The 21,562-nt window shown below is 40.9% G+C and carries 45 protein-coding genes and 1 pseudogene; 31 read left to right on the forward strand and 15 right to left on the reverse strand.

All coding sequences use genetic code 11. The annotated features are described in order from the left end of the window. Nucleotides 1–39 precede the first annotated feature (39 nt). The 15 genes from AC3Z9T_RS05940 to AC3Z9T_RS06010 all read right to left on the reverse strand — a co-directional run bounded on the left by AC3Z9T_RS05940 (nucleotide 40) and on the right by AC3Z9T_RS06010 (nucleotide 7,965). Complete coding sequence (locus tag AC3Z9T_RS05940) at nucleotides 40–636, reverse strand: recombination protein NinG (protein ID WP_490125295.1); 597 nt, start codon at nucleotides 634–636, stop codon at nucleotides 40–42. A gap of 75 nt (nucleotides 637–711) precedes the next feature. Further along, on the reverse strand, nucleotides 712–1,086 hold the full coding sequence (locus AC3Z9T_RS05945; RefSeq protein WP_490125296.1) for a hypothetical protein: 375 nt from the start codon (nucleotides 1,084–1,086) through the stop codon (nucleotides 712–714). 114 nt (nucleotides 1,087–1,200) lie between these two features. Then, nucleotides 1,201–1,431 (reverse strand): DUF3310 domain-containing protein, encoded by a 231-nt coding sequence (locus AC3Z9T_RS05950; protein ID WP_210845378.1) that lies wholly within the window; start codon nucleotides 1,429–1,431, stop codon nucleotides 1,201–1,203. A gap of 15 nt (nucleotides 1,432–1,446) precedes the next feature. After that, entirely contained in the window at nucleotides 1,447–1,893 is a 447-nt protein-coding gene (locus AC3Z9T_RS05955; RefSeq protein ID WP_490125297.1) for a DUF1367 family protein, read from the reverse strand. 309 nt (nucleotides 1,894–2,202) lie between these two features. Then, the gene (locus AC3Z9T_RS05960) at nucleotides 2,203–2,385 is read right to left on the reverse strand and encodes a Lar family restriction alleviation protein (protein WP_490125298.1); all 183 of its coding nucleotides are present in this window, start codon (nucleotides 2,383–2,385) and stop codon (nucleotides 2,203–2,205) included. A 93-nt stretch (nucleotides 2,386–2,478) separates the two neighbouring features. Continuing rightward, on the reverse strand, nucleotides 2,479–2,724 hold the full coding sequence (locus AC3Z9T_RS05965) for a DUF551 domain-containing protein (RefSeq protein ID WP_490125299.1): 246 nt from the start codon (nucleotides 2,722–2,724) through the stop codon (nucleotides 2,479–2,481). Then, nucleotides 2,724–2,906 carry a hypothetical protein gene (locus tag AC3Z9T_RS05970; protein WP_490125300.1) on the reverse strand — a complete coding sequence of 61 codons (183 nt, stop codon included), beginning with the start codon at nucleotides 2,904–2,906 and terminating at the stop codon, nucleotides 2,724–2,726. The genes AC3Z9T_RS05965 and AC3Z9T_RS05970 overlap by 1 nt, the downstream gene beginning before the upstream one ends. A 3-nt stretch (nucleotides 2,907–2,909) precedes the next feature. After that, on the reverse strand, nucleotides 2,910–3,272 hold the full coding sequence (locus AC3Z9T_RS05975; RefSeq protein WP_490125301.1) for a hypothetical protein: 363 nt from the start codon (nucleotides 3,270–3,272) through the stop codon (nucleotides 2,910–2,912). A gap of 25 nt (nucleotides 3,273–3,297) precedes the next feature. Continuing rightward, entirely contained in the window at nucleotides 3,298–4,254 is a 957-nt protein-coding gene (locus tag AC3Z9T_RS05980; RefSeq protein ID WP_490125302.1) for a primase-helicase zinc-binding domain-containing protein, read from the reverse strand. Then, complete coding sequence (locus AC3Z9T_RS05985; RefSeq protein WP_490125303.1) at nucleotides 4,217–5,854, reverse strand: DEAD/DEAH box helicase family protein; 1,638 nt, start codon at nucleotides 5,852–5,854, stop codon at nucleotides 4,217–4,219. Before AC3Z9T_RS05985 ends, AC3Z9T_RS05980 begins: the two co-directional genes overlap by 38 nt. A gap of 2 nt (nucleotides 5,855–5,856) precedes the next feature. Beyond that, complete coding sequence (locus AC3Z9T_RS05990) at nucleotides 5,857–6,243, reverse strand: hypothetical protein (RefSeq protein WP_226693973.1); 387 nt, start codon at nucleotides 6,241–6,243, stop codon at nucleotides 5,857–5,859. Nucleotides 6,244–6,551: 308 nt separating this feature from the next. After that, nucleotides 6,552–6,878 (reverse strand): hypothetical protein, encoded by a 327-nt coding sequence (locus tag AC3Z9T_RS05995; protein ID WP_490125304.1) that lies wholly within the window; start codon nucleotides 6,876–6,878, stop codon nucleotides 6,552–6,554. A gap of 175 nt (nucleotides 6,879–7,053) precedes the next feature. Continuing rightward, nucleotides 7,054–7,302, reverse strand: coding sequence for a hypothetical protein (locus AC3Z9T_RS06000; protein WP_490125305.1), 249 nt, complete (start codon nucleotides 7,300–7,302; stop codon nucleotides 7,054–7,056). Next, nucleotides 7,302–7,622, reverse strand: a complete 321-nt coding sequence (locus AC3Z9T_RS06005) for a hypothetical protein (protein ID WP_210846723.1) — start codon at nucleotides 7,620–7,622, stop codon at nucleotides 7,302–7,304. Before AC3Z9T_RS06005 ends, AC3Z9T_RS06000 begins: the two co-directional genes overlap by 1 nt. A 112-nt stretch (nucleotides 7,623–7,734) precedes the next feature. Beyond that, complete coding sequence (locus AC3Z9T_RS06010) at nucleotides 7,735–7,965, reverse strand: helix-turn-helix domain-containing protein (RefSeq protein WP_036965331.1); 231 nt, start codon at nucleotides 7,963–7,965, stop codon at nucleotides 7,735–7,737. A 118-nt stretch (nucleotides 7,966–8,083) separates the two neighbouring features. Here AC3Z9T_RS06010 and AC3Z9T_RS06015 point away from each other — a divergent pair, with 118 nt between their 5' ends. The 31 genes and pseudogenes from AC3Z9T_RS06015 (at nucleotide 8,084) to fldA (ending at nucleotide 21,501) form a co-directional block, all read left to right on the forward strand. Further along, the gene (locus AC3Z9T_RS06015) at nucleotides 8,084–8,812 is read left to right on the forward strand and encodes a S24 family peptidase (RefSeq protein WP_490125306.1); all 729 of its coding nucleotides are present in this window, start codon (nucleotides 8,084–8,086) and stop codon (nucleotides 8,810–8,812) included. Between the two features lie 412 nt (nucleotides 8,813–9,224). After that, the gene (locus tag AC3Z9T_RS06020) at nucleotides 9,225–9,431 is read left to right on the forward strand and encodes a hypothetical protein (RefSeq protein WP_490125307.1); all 207 of its coding nucleotides are present in this window, start codon (nucleotides 9,225–9,227) and stop codon (nucleotides 9,429–9,431) included. Nucleotides 9,432–9,433: 2 nt separating this feature from the next. Further along, complete coding sequence (locus tag AC3Z9T_RS06025) at nucleotides 9,434–9,592, forward strand: hypothetical protein (protein ID WP_490125308.1); 159 nt, start codon at nucleotides 9,434–9,436, stop codon at nucleotides 9,590–9,592. 106 nt (nucleotides 9,593–9,698) lie between these two features. Then, the gene (locus AC3Z9T_RS06030) at nucleotides 9,699–10,235 is read left to right on the forward strand and encodes a pentapeptide repeat-containing protein (protein ID WP_490125309.1); all 537 of its coding nucleotides are present in this window, start codon (nucleotides 9,699–9,701) and stop codon (nucleotides 10,233–10,235) included. Between the two features lie 18 nt (nucleotides 10,236–10,253). Further along, on the forward strand, nucleotides 10,254–10,523 hold the full coding sequence (locus AC3Z9T_RS06035) for a hypothetical protein (protein WP_490125310.1): 270 nt from the start codon (nucleotides 10,254–10,256) through the stop codon (nucleotides 10,521–10,523). Between the two features lie 31 nt (nucleotides 10,524–10,554). After that, on the forward strand, nucleotides 10,555–10,743 hold the full coding sequence (locus AC3Z9T_RS06040) for a hypothetical protein (protein WP_240133246.1): 189 nt from the start codon (nucleotides 10,555–10,557) through the stop codon (nucleotides 10,741–10,743). Between the two features lie 17 nt (nucleotides 10,744–10,760). Further along, nucleotides 10,761–10,976, forward strand: coding sequence for a hypothetical protein (locus AC3Z9T_RS06045; protein WP_154633727.1), 216 nt, complete (start codon nucleotides 10,761–10,763; stop codon nucleotides 10,974–10,976). Between the two features lies 1 nt (nucleotide 10,977). Further along, a complete protein-coding gene (locus AC3Z9T_RS06050; protein ID WP_490125311.1) occupies nucleotides 10,978–11,283 on the forward strand; it encodes a hypothetical protein in 306 nt (101 codons plus the stop codon). Between the two features lie 70 nt (nucleotides 11,284–11,353). Further along, nucleotides 11,354–11,503 carry a hypothetical protein gene (locus AC3Z9T_RS06055; RefSeq protein WP_490125312.1) on the forward strand — a complete coding sequence of 50 codons (150 nt, stop codon included), beginning with the start codon at nucleotides 11,354–11,356 and terminating at the stop codon, nucleotides 11,501–11,503. Between the two features lie 3 nt (nucleotides 11,504–11,506). Beyond that, entirely contained in the window at nucleotides 11,507–11,707 is a 201-nt protein-coding gene (locus tag AC3Z9T_RS06060) for a hypothetical protein (protein ID WP_490125313.1), read from the forward strand. Next, complete coding sequence (locus AC3Z9T_RS06065; protein ID WP_490125314.1) at nucleotides 11,704–12,177, forward strand: class I SAM-dependent methyltransferase; 474 nt, start codon at nucleotides 11,704–11,706, stop codon at nucleotides 12,175–12,177. The genes AC3Z9T_RS06060 and AC3Z9T_RS06065 overlap by 4 nt, the downstream gene beginning before the upstream one ends. After that, complete coding sequence (locus AC3Z9T_RS06070) at nucleotides 12,174–12,326, forward strand: hypothetical protein (protein WP_224050389.1); 153 nt, start codon at nucleotides 12,174–12,176, stop codon at nucleotides 12,324–12,326. The genes AC3Z9T_RS06065 and AC3Z9T_RS06070 overlap by 4 nt, the downstream gene beginning before the upstream one ends. Continuing rightward, nucleotides 12,319–12,633 (forward strand): hypothetical protein, encoded by a 315-nt coding sequence (locus AC3Z9T_RS06075; RefSeq protein WP_490125315.1) that lies wholly within the window; start codon nucleotides 12,319–12,321, stop codon nucleotides 12,631–12,633. Before AC3Z9T_RS06070 ends, AC3Z9T_RS06075 begins: the two co-directional genes overlap by 8 nt. Next, entirely contained in the window at nucleotides 12,623–13,297 is a 675-nt protein-coding gene (exoX, locus tag AC3Z9T_RS06080; RefSeq protein ID WP_490125316.1) for an exodeoxyribonuclease X, read from the forward strand. Before AC3Z9T_RS06075 ends, exoX begins: the two co-directional genes overlap by 11 nt. A 6-nt stretch (nucleotides 13,298–13,303) precedes the next feature. Then, the gene (locus AC3Z9T_RS06085) at nucleotides 13,304–13,984 is read left to right on the forward strand and encodes a DEAD/DEAH box helicase family protein (RefSeq protein ID WP_490125317.1); all 681 of its coding nucleotides are present in this window, start codon (nucleotides 13,304–13,306) and stop codon (nucleotides 13,982–13,984) included. After that, nucleotides 13,981–14,571: a DUF669 domain-containing protein gene (locus AC3Z9T_RS06090; RefSeq protein WP_490125318.1), complete on the forward strand. Its 591-nt coding sequence runs from the start codon at nucleotides 13,981–13,983 to the stop codon at nucleotides 14,569–14,571. Before AC3Z9T_RS06085 ends, AC3Z9T_RS06090 begins: the two co-directional genes overlap by 4 nt. Before the next feature lie 65 nt (nucleotides 14,572–14,636). Continuing rightward, the gene (locus AC3Z9T_RS06095; RefSeq protein ID WP_490125319.1) at nucleotides 14,637–15,491 is read left to right on the forward strand and encodes a hypothetical protein; all 855 of its coding nucleotides are present in this window, start codon (nucleotides 14,637–14,639) and stop codon (nucleotides 15,489–15,491) included. Between the two features lie 15 nt (nucleotides 15,492–15,506). After that, nucleotides 15,507–15,746 carry a hypothetical protein gene (locus AC3Z9T_RS06100; protein ID WP_490125320.1) on the forward strand — a complete coding sequence of 80 codons (240 nt, stop codon included), beginning with the start codon at nucleotides 15,507–15,509 and terminating at the stop codon, nucleotides 15,744–15,746. A 42-nt stretch (nucleotides 15,747–15,788) separates the two neighbouring features. Then, on the forward strand, nucleotides 15,789–16,091 hold the full coding sequence (locus AC3Z9T_RS06105) for a hypothetical protein (protein WP_490125321.1): 303 nt from the start codon (nucleotides 15,789–15,791) through the stop codon (nucleotides 16,089–16,091). Further along, nucleotides 16,091–16,336 carry a phiTE_015 family protein gene (locus AC3Z9T_RS06110; protein ID WP_490125322.1) on the forward strand — a complete coding sequence of 82 codons (246 nt, stop codon included), beginning with the start codon at nucleotides 16,091–16,093 and terminating at the stop codon, nucleotides 16,334–16,336. The genes AC3Z9T_RS06105 and AC3Z9T_RS06110 overlap by 1 nt, the downstream gene beginning before the upstream one ends. Next, the gene (locus AC3Z9T_RS06115) at nucleotides 16,329–16,598 is read left to right on the forward strand and encodes a hypothetical protein (RefSeq protein WP_490125323.1); all 270 of its coding nucleotides are present in this window, start codon (nucleotides 16,329–16,331) and stop codon (nucleotides 16,596–16,598) included. The genes AC3Z9T_RS06110 and AC3Z9T_RS06115 overlap by 8 nt, the downstream gene beginning before the upstream one ends. A 154-nt stretch (nucleotides 16,599–16,752) precedes the next feature. Next, nucleotides 16,753–17,307, forward strand: a complete 555-nt coding sequence (locus AC3Z9T_RS06120) for a hypothetical protein (RefSeq protein WP_490125324.1) — start codon at nucleotides 16,753–16,755, stop codon at nucleotides 17,305–17,307. Then, a complete protein-coding gene (locus AC3Z9T_RS06125; protein WP_490125325.1) occupies nucleotides 17,307–17,672 on the forward strand; it encodes a phage protein NinX family protein in 366 nt (121 codons plus the stop codon). Before AC3Z9T_RS06120 ends, AC3Z9T_RS06125 begins: the two co-directional genes overlap by 1 nt. After that, nucleotides 17,669–17,887: a hypothetical protein gene (locus tag AC3Z9T_RS06130; RefSeq protein WP_490125326.1), complete on the forward strand. Its 219-nt coding sequence runs from the start codon at nucleotides 17,669–17,671 to the stop codon at nucleotides 17,885–17,887. The genes AC3Z9T_RS06125 and AC3Z9T_RS06130 overlap by 4 nt, the downstream gene beginning before the upstream one ends. Then, nucleotides 17,877–18,422 carry a phage N-6-adenine-methyltransferase gene (locus AC3Z9T_RS06135; RefSeq protein WP_490125327.1) on the forward strand — a complete coding sequence of 182 codons (546 nt, stop codon included), beginning with the start codon at nucleotides 17,877–17,879 and terminating at the stop codon, nucleotides 18,420–18,422. Before AC3Z9T_RS06130 ends, AC3Z9T_RS06135 begins: the two co-directional genes overlap by 11 nt. 7 nt (nucleotides 18,423–18,429) lie before the next feature. Continuing rightward, nucleotides 18,430–18,636, forward strand: a complete 207-nt coding sequence (locus AC3Z9T_RS06140) for a DUF4060 family protein (RefSeq protein WP_490125328.1) — start codon at nucleotides 18,430–18,432, stop codon at nucleotides 18,634–18,636. Beyond that, nucleotides 18,633–18,857, forward strand: coding sequence for a hypothetical protein (locus AC3Z9T_RS06145; RefSeq protein ID WP_490125329.1), 225 nt, complete (start codon nucleotides 18,633–18,635; stop codon nucleotides 18,855–18,857). The genes AC3Z9T_RS06140 and AC3Z9T_RS06145 overlap by 4 nt, the downstream gene beginning before the upstream one ends. A gap of 201 nt (nucleotides 18,858–19,058) precedes the next feature. Next, nucleotides 19,059–20,105 carry a tyrosine-type recombinase/integrase gene (locus tag AC3Z9T_RS06150; protein ID WP_490125330.1) on the forward strand — a complete coding sequence of 349 codons (1,047 nt, stop codon included), beginning with the start codon at nucleotides 19,059–19,061 and terminating at the stop codon, nucleotides 20,103–20,105. Between the two features lie 39 nt (nucleotides 20,106–20,144). Continuing rightward, a pseudogene (locus AC3Z9T_RS06155) lies at nucleotides 20,145–20,369 on the forward strand (type I secretion system permease/ATPase); the annotation flags it as partial. 169 nt (nucleotides 20,370–20,538) lie between these two features. Next, nucleotides 20,539–20,832 (forward strand): LexA regulated protein, encoded by a 294-nt coding sequence (gene ybfE / locus AC3Z9T_RS06160; RefSeq protein WP_490125331.1) that lies wholly within the window; start codon nucleotides 20,539–20,541, stop codon nucleotides 20,830–20,832. A gap of 141 nt (nucleotides 20,833–20,973) precedes the next feature. After that, nucleotides 20,974–21,501 (forward strand): flavodoxin FldA, encoded by a 528-nt coding sequence (fldA, locus tag AC3Z9T_RS06165; RefSeq protein ID WP_490125332.1) that lies wholly within the window; start codon nucleotides 20,974–20,976, stop codon nucleotides 21,499–21,501. Nucleotides 21,502–21,562 lie beyond the last annotated feature (61 nt).

Below are 21,562 nucleotides of genomic sequence, written 5' to 3' on the forward strand. Positions count from 1 at the left end.
TCATGCTGCCCTCTCGCTTTCCTTATTGCGTCGCATAAGTCAAAGGTGATCATCTTTCAGCTCCTTCAATTTTTTCCTGAAAACCTCTTTGATGTTTTTGCATTCATCAATAGTCCACTTGTGCCGCTCATGATCACACTCGATGGACTCAACGGCTTTCTGCCCTATTCGATTAATAAGCTCTACGCGATACGGAACTAAGTTCCCCGACTTGTGCTGATTGCAAACAACGCATTGCCGGTTAATATTGCGTTCGTCAAATCTCAGTTGTGGAGCCGCAGCAGTAGTCCGGTAATGACCAGCATCCCACTGAGCAGATTGAAACGTTCCGCATGATATGCATGGCAAATCACGGTCTCTTTCTCTGATATATGCGTTGACGGCTTGTTGTGCTTGTTTAATCCAATAACTGCGGGGTTTTACTGCTAACTTGCGGGCTTTGAGTTTATCGCGGGCTTTTACTTCTTTTTGCTTCTGTTCTTTCTTGAGTTTGGCTTCTAGTTTTTCTCTCTCCTTACTTCGTCGCTTGATTGCTAATTCTGCTCCATGTTCCGGACTGCACCACTCTATATTTTCGTACTTGGGATGAAACCACTCTCTGCATATTTTGCAGCGCCGTCGCCTTGGGTTAGCCATATTTAACAGCCTCCACAAAAATACAAACAGCGGTAACTATTAGGCCAACAATGAGACCGAATAATAATTGCTTCTTCATACCCTCGCCTCGCTAAGCAAAGAATCCATGCGTTTTAAGAATGCGCTACCCATACCCTGTACATTAGCCTTTTCGACATAGACCATTCCACGACCTACTATTTCATCGTCTATTTTTTTAGGTTCTGGCTTGAAAACCTCAGTAAATTCACGTTTAACAATCTGCACAGCATCAGGTGATATTTTGTATTTCAATGTACCTTTGCTTTTCCCTACAACTGACACAGCCGAAAATTTACGCATTAGGCTGATAATATAACTTGCCGTTGAATAGGGTATCCCTGTTATGTTTTGCGCTTGCTTTATGGTGAAATATTCAAGCTCTCTAACCGCTTTGATTATTTCAATCGCATTCTTACCTTGCTGAGTCATAACTTCTCCTTGTTTAGATTGTGACGATTTATTAACTCCCTGCGTGATTCGTTCAGATAATCAATTACTCTGTGTAATTCATCTAAACGTTCATCTAATTGCTTTAGCTTTTCTTCAGGCGTCATTTTCATTCTCCAGCTCATCAACGAGTCGGTTCATGTACCAACGGGCTTTTTTCAAATCTTCGACCGGATTAACTTTCTTTTCATATCGCCAGACGTATTTTTGTATATTGCCCTTGAGATATCCCAAGAATGCTTCATGGGTCATGCTAGCCTTAATAGCCTCTATGCACTCAATACCGCCTGATGCATAGTGAGCTGGGTTATTTACGTTATCTGTCATCGCTCTTGCTGCTCCTCAAAAGAATGTTAATAACCGATTCTCAGTGATTTCATTACATCCCCTGAAAATGTGTTTTATTGCTGCGTTAATCATGGCTTTGTAACAGCGTTCGAATTCGTCTGAATCCATGTTGGCAAATGACAGGCTCTTAGCTTCTGTGCGCACATCACCGTTTAGCCTTACAGTTTGCTCATAAAACCCTGCAAGTATCGTCAAATCCTTCCTGAAGCGCTCAAATTGGCTATGCTCATCCATACAGTCGAGTCCTGCTTTATTTGCGCACCAGTGGTCGAAGCAGAATTTGAAGAATACGAACATTTTTCGATGGAATGCGGGGTTTCTTGTGAGCTTGGCGGTTAGTGAATACATCTCGCCATTTTTGAATTTTGTTAAACGTGGTAGGTCGTGTTCGAATGCTGGTGCAAATATGCCATTGGCGCATTTGACCATTTCTATTTCCAAGTTAGCCTCCTGTATTTTCCTCAACTAAATTGAAGTTTTTGCAATTACAGTTAGGGCAAACTAAATCAACCCAGTCCTTTTTCTGCACTTTCTTGAGTTCTTTCCGCTCTAAAACTTTACGACAACGACGACACTTTAATTTATCACTCACTGTTAGCTCTCCTGTTCCATGCCTGCTCAGCCTCTTCAGCATCTGTATATCCAAACTTATTTGATGGGCAAATAGTGTTAGAACAGATGACCAAGTGACCTAAATCCTCGAAGTAGTAGTATTCACCGCGCCCTCCGCAGAAGGGGCATTTCTTTAACTCATTCATCATTAGCCCTCCTGTTCCATGCTGTAATGGCTTCCTGCTTGGTGCTATATACTGAAGTTGCTACTTCACATCGGTTACATGCGACTGAAAATCTTTCGCGTCCAAGAGATTTTATGCTCCAGTTTTGAATGTATGCCGTGTCCCCGCAAAACGGGCATTTTTTTAGTTCGCTCATGTTACAACTCCCACCATTGGTATTTTTGCTTAGCTTGCAAAATTAGCTCTTGCCAAATTGCTACGGCTTCTAGTCTTAGTTTGTGCTCGTCCATCATTCACCCTCTGGCATTGGTGGGAGTGGTAAATCCTTGATGTACATCCAGTGGTCGAATGTTTCCAATGGAGCCGAATCATAGTCGCTGTTATTGTGTGGTATCCATCTAAGTTCTTCGCAGTCAACACCGCATGAAATTAGCTCATAGGTTATGTTTTGAACATGTTCGCCAAAAATAACAATTACCGCCTCTCCTTCGGTTGGCAATCTATCGCTCACCTTAACCCAATTAGTTCCCTGCATTAGCTACCTCCCATTAACTTATTAAGTACCAGCCTAAACAACTTTTTAGCTACTCTCATGCAGCGATAAGGCTTGAAAAAGTGTCGGTTATAATCTTTCGTTTGCTTGATGTATTTGCGCTTTCTTCTGGTCGCCTCATCCGTGTAAGCCCAGTTCAGTTCTGTTAACGTTGTTCCTTTCATCACTCACCCCCAAACTACGCCAGCTTTGACTAACTTATGGCAATGAGAAATAACCTCTCGTCTTCCAACCTTATAGTTAATTCTCCACGGTGAAAAATAAGGTGTTTTATCTTCATTATTTTCACCAGCTCTATATAAGTTTTCCCAATCTGTTGTCATTGTGATGAGGTTTTTGTGTAGTTCAAAAAATGAGTCATATGAATCAAATTCCCCCCAGTAATCAAACTCCCCCCAACACCACTCATTAACATCCAAATAAAAGTTATCCTCCTTGTATTGACTTGGCATAAGCTTAAGTAGTAATTCCATTGCTCTTTTTGTGAATTTTTTCTCTATGCGAGGTTTTCGCTTAAAGTACGTTTTCATCTAAAAGTCCTTATGATTTGGTGTGTTAGGCTGCTTGCTTGCGCCATAACTCCTGTTGGAATACTTTTGCCCCATTGACTAGCATGTCGTTAAAATCGCCTGTACCGTCAATCCATCGGACGCTGACTTTTTCAACATCGTTGTTACTTAGAATATTTCGATTGCCACACTCAAAAGCGGCTGCTAGCCCTGTTCCGTTGCTGTCCGTGTCTGCAAATATGATGAGATGTTTAACGCCTTTCGGTGCTCTAAACTTACGCATGAAATTGGCGTTTAGCGTTGACCATGTGTTGCAGCCGTATACTTGCTGACAGGAAAGAGCAGTTTCTATCCCCTCGGCGATCCCCAGCGTTGATGCTACTGGGGTCATTCGAATGGCGATAGAACCAGCAAAATCTAAATAGTTATCTTCCTGTAATTTGGTAAGGCGTTTATTTCCTTCAAAGTTTGCCTTTTTTTCACCATCCAAGAACGTCCTATGCAGATAACAGCCAGCACCGCGATCATCTGTTGCAATTGACCAGAGCGAAGTAAATCCGTTCTGTTGCGTGCTGCTGTATCTGATATGCTGAGACGGTAAAACGTTGATCCCCCTGCCCATCAAATAACGGTGAGCGGATGTATCTTTAAGAGGGATTAGTGAGGCGAACTTTACGATAACTTTTGAATGAGTGGCTTTTACATCTGATTGGGCTTGCGGTACTGCTTGGCCTGAATAACTGTTTCCGATTAATCGGTCTATCTCACTGGCTAAAACTCTAAAATCTTTTTGCTGGGTAAGTTCCAGTAGCTTCCAACCATCCCCAGCCCCACATGAACATATCCAAGACCCCTTTCCGTTTTTATCGTCTATCCTGAATTTCCCTTTCTTGCCACATATTGGGCATTCACCTAAAAAATGTTTTTTCCCTGTGATTGGCGGTAATTTGTAATACTCAAATATTTCAGGCCATCGCCCTACTACTGCTTCTACCGTCTTCACGATTATCTCCTAAACTGAGTTGTTCTCGTATGCCCTTCAGGTGTGACCTTGCAGAGTCCATTTTTTCAGACTCTGTTTTCGGCTTTACCTCTTTGGCGTTTTGCTTCTCCTGCATTTTTGCAAAGGCGATATTTTTTGACCGAATGTAATTACTGACTTCGGGTGTTATTTCCTGTGGTGAGTCGTGTAAACCACGAGGCCATACACCAAATTTTTTCTTGTACGTGTGAGCACACCAACCATCTGAAATCGGCTTGCCTGATATCTCACGCTGTTTTTGATAAAACTTGATTTGTGACCACCAACTCTGTTTTTGCTCCTTGGTGAATATCTGCTCACCCGCTTTCAGCTTTTTGAGTTCACGAGTTTCATCGACTTGAACGTTTTCCCCCATCAGTGGTTTAAATCCACACTTAGGGCAAACATAAACACCTGCTGGCTTCATGTAGTGACACGATGGACACTCTTTAGGTTTTTTCTCAGCTTTTTCTTTCTCGCTGTAGCCACTTTGAGTTTTCATCCCATCGTTTTTCTTTTGCAGATCGTCGTATTCGATATCATCAGGAAAGCCAAGTAAGTGAACTGATCCTGAGTGGTCGAATATGAGACACTTGTCTTTTCCTTTCGCTGTTCTCAATCCGCGCCCAAGGCACTGAACCCATCTAATTTCTGACTTTGTTGGCCTTGCGTAGATGATGCAGCGAACATCACTATCAAACCCTGCAACAAGAACCCCAACGTTTACGATGATTTTTGTCGCCCCACTCTCAAAACGGTTAATAATCAATTGCCGCTCATCGTGTGGAGTATCTGCCGTCATTACCTCAGCGTTGATCCCCGCTCGGTTAAATTCCATCGTGACGTAGTTTGCATGGCTGACATTGACGCAAAAACAAACCGTTGGCCTGTCCTCGCCATGTTCTAACCAAAACTTGACGATGTTCCCGACTAAATCAGAATCTCCCATGATTTTGGCTAACTGTTCCTCGTTGTAGTCATTGCCGAATGCCGACAGTTTTGATGTTTTCACACCGCTAACATCAGGATTATCTGGCGCATAAAACTCGTAAGGACTCAGATCCCCAATTTCGATTAACTCCTTCATCGTCGTTGGTTTAATCAGTGTTTCGTAGTATTCCCCCATCCACCCAGCAAATGGCGTTCCTGACAATCCAACCACCCGAATATCCGTATCTCGGATAATTTCGAGTATTTTTTTTCGCTTCATGTGGGCTTCATCGATGATAAGTAAATCGATATTGTCAGGAAATTTGCGACGAATTAGCGTATCTGCTGATGCAATCTGAATTAGCTTGTCAGGGTCATAGAGTGGATGATCTCGCCACACATAACTGATTTCGTCTGGCGGCAAACCATATTCAACAAACCGTGTGGCTGTCTGGTCTAACAACACTGTGTAAGGCGCTACAAACATAACTCGCAGCTTCCTAGAAACTAGGCCATCTGCCATGAATGCGGCTATTGCCGTTTTGCCAAACCCCACACTTGCCGAAAGTAACATCGTTCGATGCTGATTCCAGTTTTGCCTGAGCATATCCAATGCGGTGACTTGCTTAGCTTTTGGCGTTATACTGAGCATGATTAATTCCTTTTTGCGTTACGCCCGTTTGCCTCCCTCAAGGTTTTTCGGGCTATCTCCTCAAGCTTTTTTGAGTTAATGGCTTCTGCTGCGTCATTAAAATCAATAACCTGAGCACCTTTCCTGTCCATCGTGTAGTAACAGGATTTCGATATATTCCAGCTCCTTCCCCCCCAGTTAAATTCTGGATTTATTGCGTATATGCCACGCTTGAACTTGATTAACCCTGCAACCTCAAGCTCTTTGTTGGCTCTCTGAATACTTCGCGCTGTGACGTTTAACTCACTTGCTACCTCTGCCGAAGTTGCAACAAAACGCCCATGCCGCCAGTCACAATTCTCAACGATATGTCCGTACAGCTCCGTTGCTACGGGAGACAATCCAGCCATTCGTTTAAACAGCTCCTTGGCTTTAAAAACTCGTGACCATTTGTGCATAAAATCGTAACCTATTGATTTTTAACAAAGCGACCGAACCTGTCGCAAAAAGCGACAAACCCTGTCGTTTTGATGTTGATTAACCTCATGATTTTTAACGAATTTCTTAATTACCCTCTCCTTGTCCTTATAGGGGTAAATTCAGAACTCGGATTTTCTTCTTTTTGGTTTTTGAATCAGATACTTATGCCTAGTGCCATGTGTCAGCATTGCTACACTTTCCAAGGAACAGGCCATATTTTTGTATTGAATTCGGTGATTCAGGCGACGCCTTGAGATGGTTGGTTCATCTGGCTAGTGCCTTGTTGAAAAACTCTCGGATCAGAAACATGTCCATCGAGATAGGAAGCATAGTTTTTTACAAAGTTTCTTAATCGTGTATTTGCTGCTTTTCTGCCAGCATTTATTTTTTTGTAAGATATAGGCTCATCATCGAAATACTCTTGATAAACCTCAGAATATTTAACGGATACCTTTGGCCTTACTGATGGCCTTAGCCTCAATAACATTTCTCTTATCCAGCTTTCATCTTGTTCAAAATAATAATTTGGCATTAAAACATTGACGTTATACTCATAATTATCCATATACTTTTTAACTCCATGAATTTAAAGCCCATTAAAATTAAATTAACGAGCTTATCTATGAGTGATCAAATCATTTGACTAACACTGAATATTCGTCCAGTATTAATGGGTAACTACAATTAGATGTTTAAACTAATTTGAGTCTCATCGGGTGCCACCGTTGGGACTTTTCTTTTTAGAACATTGAAACTTGCTTACTGGCCTGTTTAGTTCTTCGCTTACTTCCTGTTGGCTTCTTGTTACCATTCTTATCTATCCATGTTTTAGCTACGTGATAGCAATCATCAAACATTGCGCCACGCTTACTGGCTTGTGAGCATCTTCTGAAGTGAGATAGCCCCTCATCAGCTGCTAATTCCAAAGCCCCCCCCCTGATAACCTGAATCAGTGAGTTTTTTAATGATATTGCTGCGGATAAATTCATCAGGACTCATTGATATTTACCTCCTGTAATGAACCTGTTTTCCATAGAGAGAATTCGCCTACCTGTTTCCACAAAAAGCGATATTCTTCCTCAGATATTTTCCTCTCACCTTCCAGTACAAAATCTTTAATCCCCGAAGCTGCCAGCGTTTCGCATAGCTCAGGAAATTTGTCAGTTCTGCGTAGAATGGTTGAGTCATGGACACCTAATGTTTTGGCCACTACCGATTGAGACTTAGCTCTCAATGCTTGTAATGCCGTAGCGATTAGATGATTTGATACGAATTGATTGAAGTTTTTGCGTGTTGTTGCGTAGTCCATAATTTAATATTCCATATTATTGATACAGTTAGTCCGTTGCTCACGATCCTGTGAGTTGTGGTTTCTCCCGTTTGCAAGGAGAGCGGATAAGATGTTAAAGAGCGATTTAGTGCTAGGCTGCATTCGTTTTTAATTGGGCGAAAACCAATGCTTCTTTTTTTACTTCTTGGTACTTAAACTGCTTTGTTGCTTCCTCAATATCGCCAGCTTTTTCAGGTGACGCTCGGCGGTTGCCGTAAGCGATCTGGTTCAAGTAACCAACACTCGTCCCTGCAAGCTGAGCAAGGAGCACCCAGTCATCTTGACTGGCTTCTTTTCTCCATCGGAGTAATTCGTTGCTCATTGTATTTACCTTTGTTGTTACAAATTAATCAAAGTTTATCGTAATGATAAATATTTAGCAAGCAAGATTTATCAATTTGCATATTTATCATTTTGGTAAAAAATGTGAGCATTAGGGAATGGAAAATAAAGATATAAGACGCGCTAATTTGCGTGCCCTTATGAGCGAATATCTCTCATCTGGTTATAACAAAGCTCAATTTGCAGACAAGCTAGGCATGCCTGCCGCTCAGCTAAGTCAACTTACCAGTGACAAGGAAGTGCGAAACATTGGTGATGTTTTAGCTAGGAAAATTGAGGATTCACTGTCTCTGCCTAATGGCTGGATGGACACCCTACAGGCAGAAAGTAAGAACGAAAATCACAGCAACGATAGATATATCTTGCAAAACATCTCCGATAAAGGTACTGATCATACGTACAGGATTGAACTGTTAGATCTAGAATACAGTTGTGGAGGTGGCAGCTTGAATCATGATTATCCTGATGTCGTAAGAGCTGTGGAGCTAGAGCCTGAGCATGCTAAAAGAATGTTTGGTGGTAGAAAAGCATCATCACTAGGCATTGTTACCGCTGTTGGTGACAGTATGTTAGGTACTATCGACCCGGGATCATTAGTAGTAATTGATAAGACTGTGAATAGGTTTATCAGTGACGGAATTTATGCATTTACATTCATGGAAGCATCGCACATAAAGAGGCTTCAACTTCTAGGCGACAAGATGATAGTCATTAGTGATAACTCAGTTTATCAAAAATGGGAAATCAACGAATCCAACGAAAGCCAATTTAGAATCGAGGGGTTTGTCGTCGGTAAGTGGGAAATGAACTATACCAGACTAGGTTAAAAACGAACATTATTCACATCAAGCCAGCCATCAGAGCTGGCTTTTTTATTTCCGCTAAATTATTTACCAAATCAATTTATCCAACAATCAATAACTTAATCATAATTTACCAATAAATGATAAATTATTTATCAAATTGCTATTGACCTTAATTTATCATTACGCTAAATTTAACTCATCGAATGGAGCGAGAATTTATCAAAACCATTCATGCTCTTTAATAATTTAGCTTCCTCCTTGCAAACGGGAGGCCAAAGTAAAGTTAGCTTTGGGATTGGTGAATGCTAAGGCTGATTAGCAAGATATGGATCGGCAATAACTCAGTAAGTCGCATGTCGCATGACGTAACACCGAAAGTAGGAGATCAGCACCTACCACCAATCACCAAAGTTAACTAACTGAGGATTTTATTATGAACTCAAGACAGCGCTACAAATTACGCAGAAAAGAGAAGCGCATGGAACAGCGCAAAGAAGAATCACGGAAGGTTAATTCATTCGATGTGATGGCGCAGATAATCGTTGAGTTGAAGAAACTCAAATCAGCATCAGACACACGCAAGCAACCACGACTACGCAAGCCGATTATGAGTGATGGAAGCATCACAGCAAGGGGATGAGTATGGAGCTAGTAATTAATGTCACTCAGGAAGAGTTAATAGAAATGGATATGAGCGAAAACGAGTTAATAGTTTCAGTAATTATGGCGCTTGATAGTCACCACGACTATGTAGGGTATGGTGTAAGCGTGGTTATTAATGACGATGGCGTTATTTACTAGTTAACTAATTACAGTCCATCAAGGTGGGCTGTGGTGAGTTGATTAACGAACAAATAACAAGACCTATAACGAGTCTTTTTTATTACCTAAATATAGGAAAATAAACATGAATGCCGATGAATTAAGAAAGATTCTTGATGAACACAAAGTATATTTAGAATCACTTGGTGAAAGCGGGTCTAGGGCTAATTTTAGTGGTGCTTACTTGAGAGATGCTAATTTTAGTGGGGCTAACTTGAGAAATGCTGACTTGAGCTGGGCTAATTTGATTGAGGCTAACTTGCGCATGGCTAATTTAAGCGGGGCTAACTTGCGCGGGGCTAACTTGAGGGATGCTAACTTGCGTGGGGCTGACTTGAGTGGTGCTGATTTGAGAGTGGGTATCTTGCCAGATCACACCTACGCAATCATGGGTGAAGAATACCCTATCACAATCACAAACGGTGAATATCTTCGTGCTGGTTGTCAGAATCACACTATTGAAGATTGGCGTAAATTCACTAGGAGTGAGATAGCGGAAATGGACGGCAAGACAGCGCTTAAATTCTACCCTCGCTTGCTGGATATTGCTGATTTTTACCTAGGCAAAGGTGAGCGTCCAGAGTGGTTAAATAAGCCAGATAGCGAAGAATGTGACGATTAATAGATAGGAGATGGAGATATGTGTGATTGTTTAAATCATGTCGAGCGAGAGTTAAAAGAGAAGTTTACAGCCCGTGTAAGTGAGGGTGGCGAAATATCTAACGGTGAAACTGGGTGGGATAATCAAGTTATTGATTTCACATTTGGAAGAACTCTTGTGATGCTTAATTTTAAATTCGCCTACCGTGCCAAAAAGAAAAACGGTGAAATGGCGAAAAACCTAACCCGATTAGACACAAAAGTAAAAATGTCTCACTGCCCTTTCTGTGGCGTGAAATATGACAATTAGCATCGTGTTTAGTTAATAACGGAGAAACAATATGTTCGATTACATCAATGAGACCTATGGGTTAAACATCAAAAAAGGTGACCGTGTTCGGTATACATATGGTAATGGCTCAAAAGAAGGAACAATAGTTGGAGTTCATGCAGCAAGCCTGAAAATAAAAATGGATGGCGATAAGTATGCAGATATTTATCACCCAACTTGGGAACTTGAGTATCTCTAATTAATAACGGAGGGAGTATGACAGAACAATACGAATATGCATCGATTCGCGTAGAAATGGCTAGTGATGCGACTATCAGAGATTATTTCGCCAACGCGGCTATGCAAGGCGATTTAGCTTCACAAAGCGCAGAACTCGGTCATTTTCCAAATGATATTTCAGATGAGCACTTAGTTAACAGGGCTAATTTCTACTACCGCATGGCAGATGCAATGTTAAAGGCTAGGGGGTGATATGGAGCTTAAGCACACGCCAGCACCGTGGGTTGTCGATGATAATGGGATTTTCTTTGATATCAGAGATGCTGACGGTGTAAATAATATAGCTGATGTTTGCGCATCACAGCATGCCTATGATTATAGCAACCACAATAAAAGTGGAGTTGCATATGCTAACGCCTGTCTAATCGCAGCAGCACCAGATTTACTACAAGTACTACAGCTAATCGTAAGTTATCACGATGACGGAAATAGAGACTTGCATCGCGAAGATTTAGAAATGGCTCGTAAAGCGATCGCAAAAGCCATAAGTCAGCAGTAACCCACCGCACCAACACCAGACACTTTCAACTAATAACAATCGCTATCAATCGATAAGTGAGGGATTTCTTATGCCAAAAATTAACGAATTAAAACGTCAGGAACTCAGCTATCGACTGAATAGCGAGAGCTTCAAGGATGAAGTTAAAAACAAAATTAAGTGGGATTGGGTAACGGTTGTTATCGCCCTACTCATTATTTTAACGCTGATATCGAGGTGACTTATGCAAACACTAACGATTGAAGGTAAATGGATTTACATATCTTCATCGCCAGCAGCGCACCAAGGACAGCGCATTTCACTAGAATTTGATTCACACGCAGGGATAGAAACCAACGCCACGGAATGGCTGATATTGAGTTTAAATCCAACAAAGGAACTATTGGAGAAAATACTCAGGGAACGGTATGAGGACGCGGCATGAAACAGATACTAGATATGTGTTGCGGTAGTCGCATGTTTTGGCTTGACAGGCAAGACAACAGAGTAATTTACAGCGATATAAGGGTGGAAAAACACATTCTATGTGATGGCAGGAAGCTAAATATAACACCAGATATTATCGCTGATTTTAAAAACCTACCCTTTTCTGACAACTCATTCCATCAAGTTGTATTCGACCCGCCGCACTTAATTCGCGCTGGCCACAATGGCTGGATGTTTAAAAAGTACGGTCGATTAAATAAAGAATCGTGGAAGGAGGATTTGGCCAATGGGTTTAGTGAAGCATTTCGAGTTCTGCGTCCAAACGGAACATTGGCTTTCAAGTGGAACGAAACTCAAATTCCTACAAAGCAAGTGTTAGCTCTTACTGACTATAAACCAACAATAGTTCAACGCGTCGGCAAGAACGACAAAACTCACTGGATATTATTCATTAAGGACGCAGCATGAGAATTTCAGAGTATGAACTCAAGCAAAGGCAGGATGCCGAAAGACGACGCAGGGAGCGCGAGGAAGAAGCTGAATACTATCGCATGGAAAGCTTAGGTGTTCAGCAGCAATCAACCCCCACTCGATGGATGCGAGGTGAATATGGGTGAGTTATCAGTCAGAGGGAAAGAGGTTTTGGCGGCGACAATTAAACTCATGGATGAGTTAAACGCAGAGCGGCAGCAAGGAATTAAAAACAATCGCCCTTCTTATTACGAAACTGGAATTATTCATCGAGTTAAGAAGCAATTATTTTTTGAGTCACTCAATCACCCACCATTACCAGATCACATCCAAAAAGAGCGAGACGATAAATTCAGGGAAGCATTACATAAAGCTAATCCTGATTGGGCGCACTTTGACCCTTATAGAGATATTCCAGAAAACCAATTTGGAGGACGTAAAGTTGGTGACTAAATATAGAGTTGTAGATACAGAAACTTGCGATTTTGATAGTGGGATCGTTGAGATAGCAAGCATCGATTTAAACGACACGGAAATTGATTATAACTCGCAGCAATCCCACTTTGTAAACCCTCAGAAACCAATCTCAATAAGCGCAATGGCTATTCACCACATCACCGATGAGATGGTTGAACTATCCCCGCTTATTGAAGAGGTAATTGATGCTTATAAAGGCGCTGATTATCTGGTTTCACACAATGCAGAGTTCGATAAACGGATGATGCCAGAAATGGATGTGCCTTTTATTTGCACTCTAAAACTAGCAAGGCGTTTATGGCCTGAGCTAGAAAGTCACAGTAATCAATATCTGCGCTACGCACTGAAACTGGATATTCATGTGCCAGAGGGACTACACGCTCACAGAGCGCTATATGACTGCATTGTTACAGCATCATTATTTAAGCGGATCAAGGTTGATTCAGGGTGGTCAGATACGGAAATGTTAGAAATAACTAATCAGCCATCACTATTAAGCAAGTTACGTTTCGGCAAGTACAAAGGAATGACATTTACCGAAGTTAAGAAAGAAAACGCAGGGTATTTGACTTGGCTACTAGGTCAGTCTGATTTAGACCCTGATGTTGAATTTAGTATTAATTACTGGTTATCGAGGTAACTAATTATGGGAACAGCAACGTTAATTATTGGTGAGTCTGGCACTGGGAAAAGTACCAGCTTACGCAATATCAAACCAGAAGAAACGCTATTAATTCAGACGGTAAGGAAGCCGTTGCCGTTTCGGTCGAAAGCATGGAAGCAATGGAATAAGAGCGACCCAAATACATCAATATTTGTTTGTGATAGATGGGATGCAATAGCGTCATTCATCTCAAAAGCAGCTGAGTATGGCAAAAAAATAATAGTCATTGATGACTTTCAATATTTGATGGCTAACGAATTTATGCGCCGCTCTGATGAAAAATCATTTGATAAATTCACAGAGATTGGCGCCCACACATGGAATGTGATTAACGCCGCCATCGGCAATACGCCAGATGATGTGCGAGTTTACTTTTTAGCCCACACAGAAGAAACGCAGATGGGCAAAGTAAAAATGAAAACTATCGGCAGGATGCTGGATGAAAAAATAACCGTGGAAGGCATGTTTACTATCGTACTGAAAACACTGGTCAAGGATGGTCAGTATCTATTCTCAACGCAGAATAGCGGAAACGATACGGTTAAATCACCAATGGGGATGTTTGAATCCCACGAAATAGAAAATGACTTAGAAGCCGTTGACGCTGCAATTTGCGAATACTACGGAATTGAAAAAACTAAAGAAATGGAGAAAGCAGCGTGAACAGCAATGTAATTTTTACCTACAACCAAGAAGATGCGTTAGCGGCTGGTCAGAGCGGATTTATCAATGAGTCTGGTGCCTATGTGATTACTATCGCGGAGGCAAAGCTAGGTACATCCGAATCTGGCGCGAAGTTTATTGAGTTCTCTGGTGATACGGACGATGGTCGAAAGGTTAACTATCTAAGTGTTTACAGCACCAAGAAAGACGGTGAAATTAATAAATTCGGCTACAACATGATTAACGCAATCATGGGTTGTGCTGGGGTTATGCAGCTAACTGAGAAAATGATTTCTGTTAGCCACTTTATCGCACCTGAATTTACTGGCAAGCGTGTTGGGTTAGTTCTGCAAAAGACGCTAAAAACCAAATCAAACGGCAGTGATACCTACAGCTTTGATATTCGAATTCCGTTCTTTGCCGACACGCGCCAAACACTACAGGAGAGGGTTGACGGAACCGCGCCAGTAGCTATCGATAACATTCTTTCAACCCTGAAAGACAAGGACGAGCGCAAGCAGCAAGGTCAATCAAGCCAAGGTTACGGATACCAGCAAACCACTAACGATAATGACGCGCCATTCTGATTAAAGCCCGTTAATTCGGGCAAACCCTCCCCTATGTGATTTAACCAACCAATTAGGTAATAACCATGGTTTTATTTAACGAGAGACCATCCTTTGATAAGGCATGGTTTGCTACCTCATTCCGTGTCGTAATGGCTGGAATGGGTGATGATACGGCAATGCTCATTGCTGAAATGTACAAGCGAGGTTACGAGCCTGACGAAATTGTATTTTGTGATACTGGCTCTGAGTTCGAACACACCTACCATTTCATCGGCTGGCTAAGAAGTTGGTGTAATGAGAAAAAATGGTCAAAAGTCGTCGTCCTACGCAAGTGGGACAAGGATGGAAATCCGCTTAGTGTTATTGATAGCGCGGAGAAAAACAACACTCTGCCAGCCGCCGCATTTGGCAGTAAATCATGTTCACTTCGCTTTAAAGTTGAGACGGCTGATAAGTATTTCAATAATCATCCAGAATGCCATAAAGCATGGGGAATTAAGGGTAAAGGAGAGCCGCTTGATTCACACACTGGGAGTATTTTACGTGTTATTGGTATTAATGCCGATGAGCCACAGCGTGCAGATAAATGGAAACCAGAGCATAAATGGACGCAAGTTTTCCCTCTTGTAGATTGGAATATTGGTGAAAAGGAGTCGCTCGCGGTTGAAGAAGTCGGCTTGTATTACCCCGGTAAATCTTCATGCATTTGCTGCCCTCATTTGACTGGCTCTGAGTTAGTCATGCTGCGAGATACTTATCCAAGTGATTTTGGTCGAATCATAGCAATGGAAAATAACTATATTCGTCACGAACTCCGACCCGACTCAACGACAAAGGGAATGTGTCGCAGGAAAACAATCAACCAAAAAATCGAAGAGTATGAGCAAGACCAGTTGGATATTGCCGAAGGCCAATGCCAACTATGCTTATTACATTAACCAAAGGATATAACCATGCCTGTAACTACTGAGGTGGTGAAAGTCTATTACTCGCCAACTAGGAATAGGCGATATTTCAGAAAAGAAGCTGCAATTAAAGCCGAAGCTAAAGCGCGAATATTCAAGAAGTACCCATCTGAGCCTTATGAATCCGACACTGGATATGCTGGCTACAATATTTGGGATGATAGACCTGAATTCTATCAGCGCGCATTACGCTTTCTTTCTTACCTAATTAAGAAAAATATCAAATAAACAAAGGATATATTTGCAAGGATGCAAACAGGAGATAGATATATGAACGATTTCACGCACCAAGGACAAATTATGAAATTTATCGTACCAGAGCCAGACCCTAAAGATGTTTGCAACCTTTGTGGTGGCAATGTCGGAAAAGACAATTTAATCCAAGGTCAGGCAGCAAATATTTGTTTTGACTGCTCGGATTTAGCAAAGCAATTAGCAGATGAAAAACGCAAGGAAATGACATTTAAGCAAGTTAGAGAATTAGGTGATTTTCTTGAAGGTATCGAAGGTGGAACTTCAATGTATGAAATAGCTGAAAAAATATATGACGCTGGATATAGAAAGGTGGAGTGATGGATAAATCAAGGCAACAATTTGAAGAGTGGTTCAAAAAAGAGTATCCGTTAATTGAGTCTCAACCAGAAAATACTTTACTTCAATCCGTAAAGCGTCAATGCCACAAAGCATGGCAATCATCACGAGAGAGTTTGGATGTTGAATTGCCAGAGCCATTTATTGCAAATGAAACTTGGTGCTACGACGAAGATTTAGTTAATCAGGCATTAATCAGTAACGGAGTGAAAATAAAAAATGGATAAAAACGAAATTAGAGTTTTGACTTCTTATGTGAAAGGCATGATTGCAGATAATAAGGAGCCAGAAAAGAAAGTTATTATTGCATTGTGTAACGAATTAGAAAAAATAACTAACTTGCAACCAGTAGCTTGGATGTACCCTGTATTTCATGATGATAAAATGCAATTCACCACTGATGCTGTTACATCTGAAAATATAGATATTCATTTTCAATCTCATGGTTCACCATTTAAAGTAACCCCACTCTACCGCCTAGATAAATAACCATGCAAATAATCGGATATGTATTACTCATGCTAATACAGGGTTCTGCTGTCCCTGTATCTGAGCAAATATACACACAGCAAGAATGCGAGAGCCGTGCTATGCAGATAATGATAGTGCGGAATGTTGAGATAGTTTGTGGTGAGGTGTTCAGATGAGAGAAATTAAATCATTAGCAGACGGTGACAATTTAAATAACGAAACATGGAATAATTTTATTGAACGCCTTAAATATCATAATCAAGGCGAAGGTGTTAATTATCATGCAACTGCTTACCCTATCTTCACTGTAAGAGAGAAAGTAACCGTTACTGGCAGCGAAGATAATAACGTGGGTATTTGCTGTGAGGGTGAATACTTCGATGATGTTAATGATGCGTTCGATTGGCTAGATGAAGAAACAAAAAACACACTGAAATCTCAATCCGAAGAAGATGCTAAATGCTCATGGAGCAATTTAAGCGACTACGACAAGGCTAACTCAATCATTGATATTGCTGACGACTCATATATTTACTACTGGAAATGGGATTACAGAACAGTAAACTCACATCTAACCAAAGAAGCCGCTGAGCGATTTATTAAGCGCAAACAACACGACTACGGCAAATTATCAATATATGTTGAATCCGCTTATTGGTGTTGGGAATTGCGAACAATAATTGACGCAATGATGAATGGTAAAATTAAATACGTTGGTGATGAATAATGAGTAAATACACCGAGCTATCTGACTTCGAGATTAATTTAAAAGTAGCGCACATTATGCTGGGTAAGGATAACTATGATTGGTGCCCAGATAAAAAGGAAGTTTACCTTGCAGGTATTGATGGTGGTGATTTCTTGCCGCATGGATATTTCGACCCTTGCAAAAATCCATCCGATGCAATGCCGATTATTATTGAGAATAAGATATGCACCGCATTTGATGTATTTGCAGAAGAACACGACGGCGGTAATTGGGTTGCTTCACCTGCGTATGGTTTTGCAAGTGAAAGAACTAGAAGCAATAACTTATATCGCGCTGCTATGGAATTATTTCTATTAATCAATGATGCGGAGAATAATCAATGAAACAAGTTCAAGCAATGACGACACTAGTATTAATTGATGGCGTTACGTATCAAATAGCATTACCAAAGCAATATGTTTGTCTTCAAGCTAAGCAAGCATTGATGTTTGCTCAAGAGTTCGGCGGTGGAATTATCCCATGTACGTTTACTCACATAAAGCCAATGGAAGCGGATGGATTTCCTTTTAATATAAGTGATAGCAAGGATGAAGGCTGATTACGGAGGTAGCCACACACCAAAGGAATTGCGCGATAGATGGCAAACTCCCCTACCTTTATTTACAGCATTGGACGCTGAATTCTGTTTCTATTTAGATGCCGCCGCAGATAAAAATAACCACCTTTGTATTCATTACCTCACCGAAAAAGACGACTCGCTAAATTGCGATTGGGAAAGTTACGGCGCTATTTGGGTGAATCCCCCGTACAGTGAAATTCAGCCATGGATTAATAAAGCTGCTGAGCAATGCAAAAAGCAATTACAGCCTGTTGTTATGTTAATTCCTAATGATACATCAGTAGGCTGGTTTAATTCTGCATTAGAAACAGTTGATGAGGTTAGGTTAATTATAGGAGGAAGAATTAGTTTTATTAAGGCCGGAACAGATAAAACTAAGAATGGAAATAATAAAGGCTCAATGCTTTTAATATGGCGCCCTTACATTAAACCACGAAAGATAATTAGCACTGTCGATAGAGATGAATTAATAAATATCGGCAACAAAATATTAAATGAATGGAAAATAGCATAGGTGAATTATGAAATTAATAATTCGCGGCGAAGTCACGCCCACAGAAAGGATTGCTATTAATGCGGCATTGGAAGCCCACAAAAAGAATCACAATCGAACCGGAATAATCGTTAATCAAAAAATAAAGATAGGAAAGAATATCTACCCTGTCGAAATTCAAAACTGTCAAAAGTCTTATATGGTAACAATGAGAAATAAAAGGCAGAGAATATGAATGAGCAGATATTAGAAAATGGACGCAGAAAGATAGCAAGGGAATGCCGTGATAAATTAAAGCAACTCAAAAAACTCAGCGATAAACAAAGCACAGCAATACTCAAAGATTACCTTCCTAAATTCCAATTAACACTCAGCGAAAAGCACAAGAAATTCCCACCGATCATGTGGTTGACTTATTACGTCAACTCTATCGATAAGGAGGTTAATAGTGGATGACTCCCTTTATACAATAAAAGAATACGCACCAATGATCCGACTGTCATCTTCAACGGTATACCGCAACCCTGCAAGATACTATATGTTCAGGGTCGGTAGCTCATGGCGCGCAAACAAGGAAAGCCTGAAAAAGTTTGAACAGGCACAGTTTAACGATAATAATGTCTATCGGCTGGCTGTAGTCGGTAGTGGGAGGAAAACATGCCGATCTACAAAAGAGGTAAGAAATACTGGGTTGACGTTACAGCACCAAGCGGAGAAAGAATTAGAAAACCTGCTGGCACGGAGGATAAAGTCAAAGCCCAAGAGTATCATGACAAGTTAAAACATGACCTATGGCAAATGGAAAAACTGGACAGAATGCCGGATAGGTCGTTTGAGGAAATGATGTTACTGGCTTTAAAAGATGCCGAAGGACAAGCGTCATTTCCTACAAAACTGGCCTACGCTGAATATTTCCAACGTGTATTTAAAGGAAGGAAAATATCTACAATAACCAGTGATGAAATAGCCAACTCTTTGCCCGTTTACAATCCAAAAACAAAGAGAAAGCTATCCAATGCAACACAGAATAGATATCGTTCTTTTATTATGCGTGCCTTTTCACTTGCTCACAAGATGGGATGGTTGCTTAAATCGTCCTACATACCAAGAATGAAAGAGCCCACTGTCAGGGTTCGATGGTTAGAAAAATGGGAAGCTGAACTTCTCCTATCTAACATAAAGGTAAAATGGATGAGAGACTTCGTTTCATTAGCCCTTCTCACTGGAATGCGAAGAAATGAAATTCTGTCGCTTAAATGGAAGAGCGTAGATCTAGTTAGAAGAGTTGCTCATGTAACTGCTGATAATGCAAAGTCAGGACGAGCTAGACCGGTTCCGCTAAATGATGTGGCCATTGAAATTCTAAATGGGATTGACAAGGATAGTGATTACGTATTTTCCAATAATGGAAAGCGAAGGAGTTGTCATTATCGAGAGTGTTATGATCAGGCATTGATTGATTCCGGCATCACTGATTTCACTTTTCACGACCTTAGGCACACGTGGGCAAGTTGGCACGCACAAAGTGGAACTCCACTCATGGTGCTAAAAGAAATGGGAGGATGGGAAACATTAGAAATGGTTCAGAAATACGCTCACTTTAGCGGTCAACATTTAACCAAATATAGCGAGCACGTCACAATTTCGACACAGCCGAAGAATGAGGCCAGTAAAAAGCCACACTTAACACTTTTAACTGGCTGACATATAAGGATTAATTTCAAACATCCAGAATTCAAAATCACTTCAACTTTAGATTATGAATCTGAAGCCGCAATTATGGCCAACATGCATTTAATTACCAAAGGAAGAACGGTCATTAGTGTCGCTCATCGCTTAAATACGATTATGCATGCCGATAAAATTTGTGTGATCCGTGAAGGTGAGGTTGCTGAAATCGGTACGCATCAAAATTTACTTCAGCAAAAGGGGATCTATGCCAATCTGTGGCACCAACAAACCCGTTAGTTAATCAGAAAAAGCACCTTTTGAATATTATTTGGTGCTTTTTCAAACAAACAGTTCTTTTTTTTACTATCAATGACTTTCACTGAATATGGGCTCTGGCACAAGGGCGGCAGCTAGGGTATGATTGCGCGCTGGATTATTGGTACACGCCCATTAGTATTAAAGAAATATGGCAAAAGAACAAACTGATCGCACCACACTTGATTTGTTCGCTGAGGAACGCAGGCCTGGGCGACCTAAAACAAGTCCGCTATCGCGGGATGAACAATTAAGAATTAATAAACGTAATCAACTTAAACGAGATAAAGTCAACGGGCTGCGCCGTGTTGAATTGAAACTCAATGAAGACGCTGTCACCATATTAAATCGGTTGGCTGATGAAAAAAATATGAGCCGGAGCGAGTTAATAGAAGAGATGCTCATGTCACAGCTCGCGCAGGTTTACGAGCCTTCAGACAGATAGCTTTGACTCAGTTAACCACACAAATTCGACAGATTTATTCAGCTTTTTTCGCCAAAATAAGGCCAAAGTTCTATTTATTCAAATTTAGCCCTATCTGGCCCTTTTCAAACCAGATTGGAAAAACAAGAGGTTATTCACTTTATGGCAGTCATAGGCATTTTCTTCGGTAGTGACACTGGTAATACAGAAAATATTGCCAAAATGATCCAAAAGAGATTAGGCAACGATAACGCTGAAGTTCATGATATTGCTAAGTGCAGCAAAGAAGACATTGAAGCGTTTGATATTTTACTTCTTGGCATCCCAACTTGGTATTATGGTGAGGCTCAGTGCGATTGGGATGATTTTTTCCCAACTCTCGAAGAAATTAATTTTGAAGGCAAACTTGTTGCTCTATTTGGTTGTGGTGACCAAGAAGACTATGCAGAGTACTTCTGTGATGCGATGGGTACTATTCGCGATATTATTGAACCGCGTGGTGCAGTAATTGTAGGTACTTGGCCAACTGAAGGCTACCATTTTGAAGCCTCTAAAGGTATGTATGATGACAATCACTTCATTGGTTTGGCCATCGATGAAGACCGCCAGCCAGAGCTAACTGAAGAGCGTGTTGATGCATGGGTACAACAAATTTCAGAAGAGATGTCTCTATCTGAGATCCTAAGTTAACGAACAAGTCAGCGTAGGATTGCTGATATAATTATAATAATGAGACAAAGCATGGTTTCTA

The organism is Providencia sp. 6390 (assembly GCF_058148425.1).

What these genes read in the sequence shown, in the direction of transcription:
- AC3Z9T_RS05940 (WP_490125295.1), bottom strand. Translation starts at nt 636, where the DNA reads ATGGCTAACCCAAGGCGACGGCGCTGCAAAATATGCAGAGAGTGGTTT.
- AC3Z9T_RS05945 (WP_490125296.1), bottom strand. Translation starts at nt 1,086, where the DNA reads ATGACTCAGCAAGGTAAGAATGCGATTGAAATAATCAAAGCGGTTAGA.
- AC3Z9T_RS05950 (WP_210845378.1), bottom strand. Translation starts at nt 1,431, where the DNA reads ATGACAGATAACGTAAATAACCCAGCTCACTATGCATCAGGCGGTATT.
- AC3Z9T_RS05960 (WP_490125298.1), bottom strand. Translation starts at nt 2,385, where the DNA reads ATGAGCGAACTAAAAAAATGCCCGTTTTGCGGGGACACGGCATACATT.
- AC3Z9T_RS05965 (WP_490125299.1), bottom strand. Translation starts at nt 2,724, where the DNA reads ATGCAGGGAACTAATTGGGTTAAGGTGAGCGATAGATTGCCAACCGAA.
- AC3Z9T_RS05970 (WP_490125300.1), bottom strand. Translation starts at nt 2,906, where the DNA reads ATGAAAGGAACAACGTTAACAGAACTGAACTGGGCTTACACGGATGAG.
- AC3Z9T_RS05975 (WP_490125301.1), bottom strand. Translation starts at nt 3,272, where the DNA reads ATGAAAACGTACTTTAAGCGAAAACCTCGCATAGAGAAAAAATTCACA.
- AC3Z9T_RS05985 (WP_490125303.1), bottom strand. Translation starts at nt 5,854, where the DNA reads ATGCTCAGTATAACGCCAAAAGCTAAGCAAGTCACCGCATTGGATATG.
- AC3Z9T_RS05990 (WP_226693973.1), bottom strand. Translation starts at nt 6,243, where the DNA reads ATGGCTGGATTGTCTCCCGTAGCAACGGAGCTGTACGGACATATCGTT.
- AC3Z9T_RS05995 (WP_490125304.1), bottom strand. Translation starts at nt 6,878, where the DNA reads ATGGATAATTATGAGTATAACGTCAATGTTTTAATGCCAAATTATTAT.
- AC3Z9T_RS06000 (WP_490125305.1), bottom strand. Translation starts at nt 7,302, where the DNA reads ATGAATTTATCCGCAGCAATATCATTAAAAAACTCACTGATTCAGGTT.
- AC3Z9T_RS06005 (WP_210846723.1), bottom strand. Translation starts at nt 7,622, where the DNA reads ATGGACTACGCAACAACACGCAAAAACTTCAATCAATTCGTATCAAAT.
- AC3Z9T_RS06010 (WP_036965331.1), bottom strand. Translation starts at nt 7,965, where the DNA reads ATGAGCAACGAATTACTCCGATGGAGAAAAGAAGCCAGTCAAGATGAC.
- AC3Z9T_RS06015 (WP_490125306.1), top strand. Translation starts at nt 8,084, where the DNA reads ATGGAAAATAAAGATATAAGACGCGCTAATTTGCGTGCCCTTATGAGC.
- AC3Z9T_RS06020 (WP_490125307.1), top strand. Translation starts at nt 9,225, where the DNA reads ATGAACTCAAGACAGCGCTACAAATTACGCAGAAAAGAGAAGCGCATG.
- AC3Z9T_RS06025 (WP_490125308.1), top strand. Translation starts at nt 9,434, where the DNA reads ATGGAGCTAGTAATTAATGTCACTCAGGAAGAGTTAATAGAAATGGAT.
- AC3Z9T_RS06030 (WP_490125309.1), top strand. Translation starts at nt 9,699, where the DNA reads ATGAATGCCGATGAATTAAGAAAGATTCTTGATGAACACAAAGTATAT.
- AC3Z9T_RS06035 (WP_490125310.1), top strand. Translation starts at nt 10,254, where the DNA reads ATGTGTGATTGTTTAAATCATGTCGAGCGAGAGTTAAAAGAGAAGTTT.
- AC3Z9T_RS06040 (WP_240133246.1), top strand. Translation starts at nt 10,555, where the DNA reads ATGTTCGATTACATCAATGAGACCTATGGGTTAAACATCAAAAAAGGT.
- AC3Z9T_RS06045 (WP_154633727.1), top strand. Translation starts at nt 10,761, where the DNA reads ATGACAGAACAATACGAATATGCATCGATTCGCGTAGAAATGGCTAGT.
- AC3Z9T_RS06050 (WP_490125311.1), top strand. Translation starts at nt 10,978, where the DNA reads ATGGAGCTTAAGCACACGCCAGCACCGTGGGTTGTCGATGATAATGGG.
- AC3Z9T_RS06055 (WP_490125312.1), top strand. Translation starts at nt 11,354, where the DNA reads ATGCCAAAAATTAACGAATTAAAACGTCAGGAACTCAGCTATCGACTG.
- AC3Z9T_RS06060 (WP_490125313.1), top strand. Translation starts at nt 11,507, where the DNA reads ATGCAAACACTAACGATTGAAGGTAAATGGATTTACATATCTTCATCG.
- AC3Z9T_RS06065 (WP_490125314.1), top strand. Translation starts at nt 11,704, where the DNA reads ATGAAACAGATACTAGATATGTGTTGCGGTAGTCGCATGTTTTGGCTT.
- AC3Z9T_RS06070 (WP_224050389.1), top strand. Translation starts at nt 12,174, where the DNA reads ATGAGAATTTCAGAGTATGAACTCAAGCAAAGGCAGGATGCCGAAAGA.
- AC3Z9T_RS06075 (WP_490125315.1), top strand. Translation starts at nt 12,319, where the DNA reads ATGGGTGAGTTATCAGTCAGAGGGAAAGAGGTTTTGGCGGCGACAATT.
- AC3Z9T_RS06085 (WP_490125317.1), top strand. Translation starts at nt 13,304, where the DNA reads ATGGGAACAGCAACGTTAATTATTGGTGAGTCTGGCACTGGGAAAAGT.
- AC3Z9T_RS06095 (WP_490125319.1), top strand. Translation starts at nt 14,637, where the DNA reads ATGGTTTTATTTAACGAGAGACCATCCTTTGATAAGGCATGGTTTGCT.
- AC3Z9T_RS06100 (WP_490125320.1), top strand. Translation starts at nt 15,507, where the DNA reads ATGCCTGTAACTACTGAGGTGGTGAAAGTCTATTACTCGCCAACTAGG.
- AC3Z9T_RS06105 (WP_490125321.1), top strand. Translation starts at nt 15,789, where the DNA reads ATGAACGATTTCACGCACCAAGGACAAATTATGAAATTTATCGTACCA.
- AC3Z9T_RS06110 (WP_490125322.1), top strand. Translation starts at nt 16,091, where the DNA reads ATGGATAAATCAAGGCAACAATTTGAAGAGTGGTTCAAAAAAGAGTAT.
- AC3Z9T_RS06115 (WP_490125323.1), top strand. Translation starts at nt 16,329, where the DNA reads ATGGATAAAAACGAAATTAGAGTTTTGACTTCTTATGTGAAAGGCATG.
- AC3Z9T_RS06120 (WP_490125324.1), top strand. Translation starts at nt 16,753, where the DNA reads ATGAGAGAAATTAAATCATTAGCAGACGGTGACAATTTAAATAACGAA.
- AC3Z9T_RS06125 (WP_490125325.1), top strand. Translation starts at nt 17,307, where the DNA reads ATGAGTAAATACACCGAGCTATCTGACTTCGAGATTAATTTAAAAGTA.
- AC3Z9T_RS06130 (WP_490125326.1), top strand. Translation starts at nt 17,669, where the DNA reads ATGAAACAAGTTCAAGCAATGACGACACTAGTATTAATTGATGGCGTT.
- AC3Z9T_RS06135 (WP_490125327.1), top strand. Translation starts at nt 17,877, where the DNA reads ATGAAGGCTGATTACGGAGGTAGCCACACACCAAAGGAATTGCGCGAT.
- AC3Z9T_RS06140 (WP_490125328.1), top strand. Translation starts at nt 18,430, where the DNA reads ATGAAATTAATAATTCGCGGCGAAGTCACGCCCACAGAAAGGATTGCT.
- AC3Z9T_RS06145 (WP_490125329.1), top strand. Translation starts at nt 18,633, where the DNA reads ATGAATGAGCAGATATTAGAAAATGGACGCAGAAAGATAGCAAGGGAA.
- AC3Z9T_RS06150 (WP_490125330.1), top strand. Translation starts at nt 19,059, where the DNA reads ATGCCGATCTACAAAAGAGGTAAGAAATACTGGGTTGACGTTACAGCA.
- ybfE (WP_490125331.1), top strand. Translation starts at nt 20,539, where the DNA reads ATGGCAAAAGAACAAACTGATCGCACCACACTTGATTTGTTCGCTGAG.
- fldA (WP_490125332.1), top strand. Translation starts at nt 20,974, where the DNA reads ATGGCAGTCATAGGCATTTTCTTCGGTAGTGACACTGGTAATACAGAA.